Source organism: Streptomyces panaciradicis, from assembly GCF_023516615.1.
Lineage (GTDB): Bacteria > Actinomycetota > Actinomycetes > Streptomycetales > Streptomycetaceae > Streptomyces > Streptomyces panaciradicis.
Genome location: NZ_JAMGBF010000164.1, coordinates 1 through 5,613, shown reverse-complemented (window position 1 = coordinate 5,613; position 5,613 = coordinate 1). Strand labels below are relative to the sequence as shown.

Here is a 5,613-nt window from a genome sequence, read left to right as displayed (position 1 = left end):
CACCGGTCCGGCGACCGGCGTGCTCGGGGCCGCGAACCCTCTGCCGGGCGGAGCGGGGCCGCTCCCGGCTGACCGGATCTTGCGCTCAGGGTCCGGCATGCTCGGGGCCACCGACCGTCGGCCGGGCCGGGTGGGTCCGCCCCCGGCCGACCGGATCCTGGGCACGGGGCCCGGCATGTTCGGGGTCGCGGACCGTCGGCCGGGCCGGGTGGGCATGCTCTTCGCCGGCCCGGCCGTCGCGGGCGGGGCCGGAAAGCCGGCTCCGGTCAGCCCTGGTCGATCAGGTTCTGGGTGCCGAGTACGGACAGCAGTTCCAGCTTCTCCGCGGCCTCCGTGCCGGGTTCGGCCGAGTAGACCAGGATGTGCAGGTCGTTCTCCTCGACCCTCAGCAGATCGCAGTCGAGGGTCATCAGTCCCACCTGCGGGTGGTCGATCGTCTTGTGCGACGCCTGGAGCCGGCCCACGACGCCCGCTTCCCACAGCTCCGCGAAGCGCGGACTGCGGGTCCTCAACTCCGCTATGAGCCGCTGGAGTTGGCGGTCGGCCGGATAGCGGGCGGCGGCCGACCGCAGCTCGGCGACCATCCCGGCCTCGAAGGAGCGCTGCTCCTCGGGCGTGTGCCGCACCCGGCTCGGCACCCCCATGAAGTTGCGCCACGCGCCATTGCGCTCCGGGCCCCGCAGACGGGACGGATCGCCCATCAGCGCCGCGTACATCGGGTTGGCCAGCAGCAGGTTCATCGCCGCGTCGGTGACGCCCACGGGCGTGTCGACGAGCCGGTCCAGCAGCCGCTGGACGCTCGGCGTGATGTATCCGGGCACCACGTCCGGTCCCGGCGGAACCAGCTCCGCCAGCCCGAACAGGTACGCCCGCTCGTCCCCCGACAGCCGCAGAGCCCGCGCCAGCGCCTCGACGACCTGCGCCGAGGGGTTGACCGCCCGGCCCTGTTCCAGGCGCGTGATGTAGTCGACCGAGATCCCGGCCAGCAGCGCCAGCTCCTCGCGCCGCAGACCGGCCGCCCTGCGGTGGCCGCCCGAGGGCAGTCCGGCCGCGTCCGGGGAGACCCGGTCCCGCCAGCGCCGCAGTGCATGTCCGAGTTCCGTGGCCGTCATGCCGCCCAGTGAACACCGTCGGCCCCGGATGTGCCTGGTACCGGCAGTCCCAGGAAGGAGAGGCGACTGGCTGCCCCCTGCGCCGCGCGGCACTGTGGACGGCATGACGACAACACTCATCACCGGAGCCAACAAGGGTCTCGGCCGCGAGACCGCCCGCCGCCTCCTCGCCGCCGGGCACACCGTCTGGGTCGGCGCCCGGGACGCCGAGCGCGGCCGCCGGACCGCCGAGGAACTGGGCGCCCGGTTCGTGCAGCTCGACGTCACCGACGACGCCTCCGTCGAGGCCGCGGTCAAGACCGTCGAGGCCGCCGGCGGCCTCGACGTGCTGATCAACAACGCCGGGATCGAGACCCGCACCGACGACAACAGCGTGCCGGTCGCCGAGACCGTGACCGCCGACCACATGCGCACGACCTTCGAGACCAACGTCTTCGGCGTGGTGCGGGTCCTGCACGCCTTCCTTCCGCTGCTGCGCCGCTCGGCCGCCCCGGTCGTGGTCAACGTCAGCAGCGGCCTGGCCTCCCTGACACACCTCTCCGACCCCGCTCACCCCGCCCACTTCTACCCGGGTGTCGCCTACCCGACCTCCAAGACGGCCGTCAACATGCTCACCGTGCAGTTCGCGAAGGCGTTCCCGGACATGCGGATCAACTCCGTGGAACCCGGTTTCACCAAGACCGACCTGAACGGGAACACGGGTACCCAGAGCGTCGAGGAGGGCGCCGAGGCCATCGTCCGCATGGCACAGATCGGCCCCGACGGCCCGACCGGCGGCTACTTCGACGTCGACGGACCGCTGGCCTGGTGAGCCGGGGGTGAGCCGGCCGGGGCACCGGTGCGTCGCAGCCGTACGCGATACGAGTAGTGCTCCGGCAGGAAGTGGCTGACGGCGAGCTCGACGAGCTGACCGGCGACGGTCCGGTAGACGCGGTCGATGCGCAGCAGGGCGCGGCCGGGCCCGCAGCCGAGGTGCTCGGCGAGGTCCGCGGTGGCCTCGGCGACCGTGATGCTCTGCTCGGCCTCGGCGATCGGCTCGGGCAGCCGCCGGTCCAGCAGGCCGATCACGGTGAACGCGCTGGTCGAGCCCGGCAGCGTCAACTCCCTTACGTCCTCCAGAAGCCGGCCGACGGCGGGCGGCAGCCAGACCGACGTGTGGCAGAACGCGACGTCCTCGTGGCGTCGCAGGAACGCCAGCTTGTGCACCCGGTCGGTGTGCAGGCCCAGGCGGCCCGCCGCGTCGACGTCCACCCGGCGGTGCAGGGGCGTGACGACGTCCATGCGGGTGTCGACGGACAGCCCCATCAGGTCGTCGACCGAGCCGAACTGCCGCAGGTACTGCTCCTCCCGGGGCGTCGCGAAGGTGCCGCGCCCCGGCACCCGGTACACCAGCCCCTCGGCGACCAGGTCCTGGAAGGCCCGCCGTACGGTCTGCCGGCTCACCGCGTACGCGCCGGCCAGCTCGGCCTCCGTGGGCAGCCGCACCCCGTCGGGATAGTCGTGGCGCAGGATCGCCGCCCGCAGCTCGCGGGCCAGCCGGACGTAGGTGCTCCGCCGCTGCGGGCGCTCAGCCATCGAGACCGCCCCGCGCCACCAACTGGCCGGCGATGACGTTGCGTTGGATCTCGTTGGTGCCCTCGCCGACGATCATCAGCGGGGCGTCCCGGAAGTACCGCTCGACGTCGAACTCCGTCGAGTAGCCGTAACCGCCGTGGATGCGGACGGCGTCGAGCGCGATCTCCATCGCCGTCTCGGACGCGAACAGCTTCGCCATGCCGGCCTCCATGTCCACCCGGCGTCCGGCGTCCGCCTCCCGTGCCGCGTACAGCACCAGCTGGCGGGCCGCGGTGAGCTTCGTCGCCATGTCGGCGAGGTGGTTGCCGACGGACTGGTGGCGCCAGATCGGCCTGCCGAAGCTCTCCCGCTGCTGGGCGTAGCGCAGCGAGTCCTCCAGGGCGGCCCGCCCCACGCCCAGCGCCCGGGCGGCGACCTGGAGGCGGCCGGTCTCCAGGCCCTTCATCATCTGGGCGAAGCCCTGCCCCTCCACATCGCCCAGCAGGGCGTCCACCGGCACCCGGTGGCCCTCGAAGGACAGCTCGCAGCTCTCCACCCCCTTGTACCCGAGCTTGGGCAGGTCCCGGGAGACGACCAGGCCGGGGCCGTGTTCGGCGAGCAGCACCGAGATGCCCGCGTGGCGCGGCCGGGCGGCCGGGTCGGTCTTGCACAGCAGCGCGATCAGCCCGGCGCGGCGGGCGTTGGTGATCCACGTCTTCGCCCCGTCGACGACGTACTCGTCGCCCTCGCGGCGCGCGACGGTCGTCATCGCCTGCAGGTCCGAACCGCCGCCCGGTTCGGTCAGCGCCATCGTCGCGCGGACCTCCCCGGTGGCCATCCGGGGCAGGTACCGCCGCCTCTGCTCCTCCGTGCCGTACGACAGCAGGAGCTTCGCCACGACCGTGTGCCCGCCCATCGCCCCGGCCAGGCTCATCCAGCCGCGCGCCAGCTCCTCGGTGACCAGCACGAAGCAGGGCATGGAGACCGGGGTGCCGCCGTACTCCTCGGGGATCGCCAGCCCGTAGACGCCGAGTTCCTTCATGCGCTCGACGAGGGCCTCGGGATAGGTGTCGTTGTGCTCCAGCTCGCGCACGACGGGTCTGACGTCCTTGTCGACGAACGCGCGCACGGTCCGCACGACGAGCTGTTCGTCGGAGGAGAGGATGTCCAGGACGCTCATCGGCGGATCTCCACATCATCCGGAACGGTGGCGGGGCTCGGGCCCCGGAGGGGTTCAGACGACGCCGTCGGCGCGCAGCGCCTCGATCTCGGCCGCGGTCCGGCCGAGTCCGGCGAGGATCGTCTCCGTGTGCTCGCCGACGTCCGGTACCGGGTCCATGCGGGCGGGCACCCCCGCGAGGTCGGCCGGCGGGACCAGTGCCTGCACGGTGGCGCCGGGCACGGCCACCCCACGCCAGCGTCCCCGGGCCGCCAGCACCGGGTGGTCGAGGAACGCGGCGACGTCGTTGACCCCGGCGCAGGCGATGCCGATGTCCTCCAGGTCCTTGAGGACCTCCTCGGCGTCCGAGCGGGCGAGGCGCTCGGCGACGACGGCGTTCAGCTCCTCCCGGTTGGCCACCCGCAGGGATCCGGTGGCGAAGCGGGGGTCGTCGGTCAGCTCCGGCCGTCCCAGGAACCGCGCGCACAGGGCCGCCCATTCGCGCTCGTTCTGGATGGAGAACAGCACCTGCCTGCCGTCGGCGGTCGGGAAGGCCCCGTAGGGGGCGATGGTGGCGTGCTGGGTGCCCAGGCGGGCGGGCTGACTGCCGCCGTAGCGGGTGTAGTTGGCGGGCTGGCCCATCCACTCGGCCAGGGCCTCGAACAGGGACACCTCCACGGGGTGGACCGCCCCGGTCGTGGCCCGGGTGTACAGGGCGGTCAGGACGCCGGTGTAGGCGTACATCCCGGCGGCGATGTCGGCGACGGAGATGCCGACCCGCGCGGTCTCCTCGGGCGTCCCGGTCAGGGACACCAGGCCGGTCTGGCACTGCACCAGCAGGTCGTAGGACTTGCGGTCGGCCCAGGGGCCGCTCGTGCCGTAGCCGGAGATCGTGCACGGGATCAGCCGCGGATACCGTTCGGCCAGCGCGTCCACGCCGAGGCCCAGCCGGCCGGCCGCACCCGGGGCCAGGTTCTGCACCAGCACATCTGCGTCATCGAGGAGTTGATGCAGGATCTCCATGCCGCGCGGGTCCTTCAGATCCAGCGTGAGGGATTCCTTGGAGCGGTTGAGCCAGACGAAATAACTGGAGTGGCCGTGCACGGTGGTGTCGTAGCGGCGCGCGAAGTCGCCCTCGCCCGGCCGTTCCACCTTGATCACGCGGGCACCGAGGTCGGCGAGCTGACGGGTGGCGTAGGGCGCGGCCACGGCCTGCTCGAGGCTGACCACGGTGATGCCGGAAAGAGGGAGTTGCACGGTCATGCCTCCAGGTGGTGACGGGGGAACCGCGTCCGCGGCAACTCCTGCCCTGCGCCGGGTCGTCCGGCGTCGCGCGGTGGTCGTGGGACCCCCGGGCGAGCCTTCGGGCGACGGCCAACGGTCCCCCTGGAGGTTCGGCACCTGCTGCTCGTACGGCGGAACGGTCCCTTCCCGCAGCTTTGTACGGCCAAATCCACGGCCCTGTCAACGGCGGGAGCAGCCGCCTGAGCAGGGGCTCGCGGCCCGCCCTCGACGCGGCGGAGACGGCCTCCGTGCGATGCCGGGGCTTTGTACGCACCGATACGGCACCTGCTCCGGCACACCCGGGAGTCCCGTTGCCGCCTTCCGCATCCGAGCCCGCGGCACTGCGCGTCGTGTGCCACCGCGACGAGGCCCTTGCCCGGGCAGACGTGGCCTTCGGCCGAGGCGTGACCAGCGACCCGGCGCCACCGGCGCCACCGGCGTCCCGCCGACCCGGCGTGCGGCCGCGGCGCCCCGGCGACCAGGCCTCCCGGCGTGCGGCCCCGG

At 73.0% G+C, this 5,613-nt stretch carries 5 protein-coding genes; 1 reads left to right on the top strand and 4 read right to left on the bottom strand.

What is annotated here, in order from left to right; all coding sequences use genetic code 11:
- Window positions 1–266 precede the first annotated feature (266 nt).
- Window positions 267–1,112 carry a helix-turn-helix transcriptional regulator gene (locus M8J74_RS37460; protein ID WP_249840709.1) on the bottom strand — a complete coding sequence of 282 codons (846 nt, stop codon included), beginning with the start codon at window positions 1,110–1,112 and terminating at the stop codon, window positions 267–269.
- A 103-nt stretch (window positions 1,113–1,215) separates the two neighbouring features.
- On the opposite strand from M8J74_RS37460, the gene M8J74_RS37455 reads away from it, so the two are divergent.
- Window positions 1,216–1,923 carry an SDR family oxidoreductase gene (locus tag M8J74_RS37455; protein WP_249840708.1) on the top strand — a complete coding sequence of 236 codons (708 nt, stop codon included), beginning with the start codon at window positions 1,216–1,218 and terminating at the stop codon, window positions 1,921–1,923.
- Here M8J74_RS37455 and M8J74_RS37450 read toward each other — a convergent pair.
- From M8J74_RS37450 to M8J74_RS37440, 3 genes are read right to left on the bottom strand one after another with little or no spacing between them, the layout of a single operon-like run.
- A complete protein-coding gene (locus tag M8J74_RS37450; RefSeq protein ID WP_249840707.1) occupies window positions 1,890–2,687 on the bottom strand; it encodes a GntR family transcriptional regulator in 798 nt (265 codons plus the stop codon). The two genes, M8J74_RS37455 and M8J74_RS37450, sit on opposite strands and share 34 nt — an antisense overlap.
- Window positions 2,680–3,846 carry an acyl-CoA dehydrogenase family protein gene (locus tag M8J74_RS37445; protein WP_249840706.1) on the bottom strand — a complete coding sequence of 389 codons (1,167 nt, stop codon included), beginning with the start codon at window positions 3,844–3,846 and terminating at the stop codon, window positions 2,680–2,682. Before M8J74_RS37445 ends, M8J74_RS37450 begins: the two co-directional genes overlap by 8 nt.
- Window positions 3,847–3,900: 54 nt before the next feature.
- On the bottom strand, window positions 3,901–5,088 hold the full coding sequence (locus M8J74_RS37440) for a CaiB/BaiF CoA transferase family protein (protein ID WP_249840705.1): 1,188 nt from the start codon (window positions 5,086–5,088) through the stop codon (window positions 3,901–3,903).
- Between the last annotated feature and the right edge of the window lie 525 nt (window positions 5,089–5,613).

Coding starts and splice junctions, on each gene's coding strand:
- M8J74_RS37460 (WP_249840709.1), bottom strand. CDS start 1,112: ATGACGGCCACGGAACTCGGACATGCACTGCGGCGCTGGCGGGACCGG.
- M8J74_RS37455 (WP_249840708.1), top strand. CDS start 1,216: ATGACGACAACACTCATCACCGGAGCCAACAAGGGTCTCGGCCGCGAG.
- M8J74_RS37450 (WP_249840707.1), bottom strand. CDS start 2,687: ATGGCTGAGCGCCCGCAGCGGCGGAGCACCTACGTCCGGCTGGCCCGC.
- M8J74_RS37445 (WP_249840706.1), bottom strand. CDS start 3,846: ATGAGCGTCCTGGACATCCTCTCCTCCGACGAACAGCTCGTCGTGCGG.
- M8J74_RS37440 (WP_249840705.1), bottom strand. CDS start 5,088: ATGACCGTGCAACTCCCTCTTTCCGGCATCACCGTGGTCAGCCTCGAG.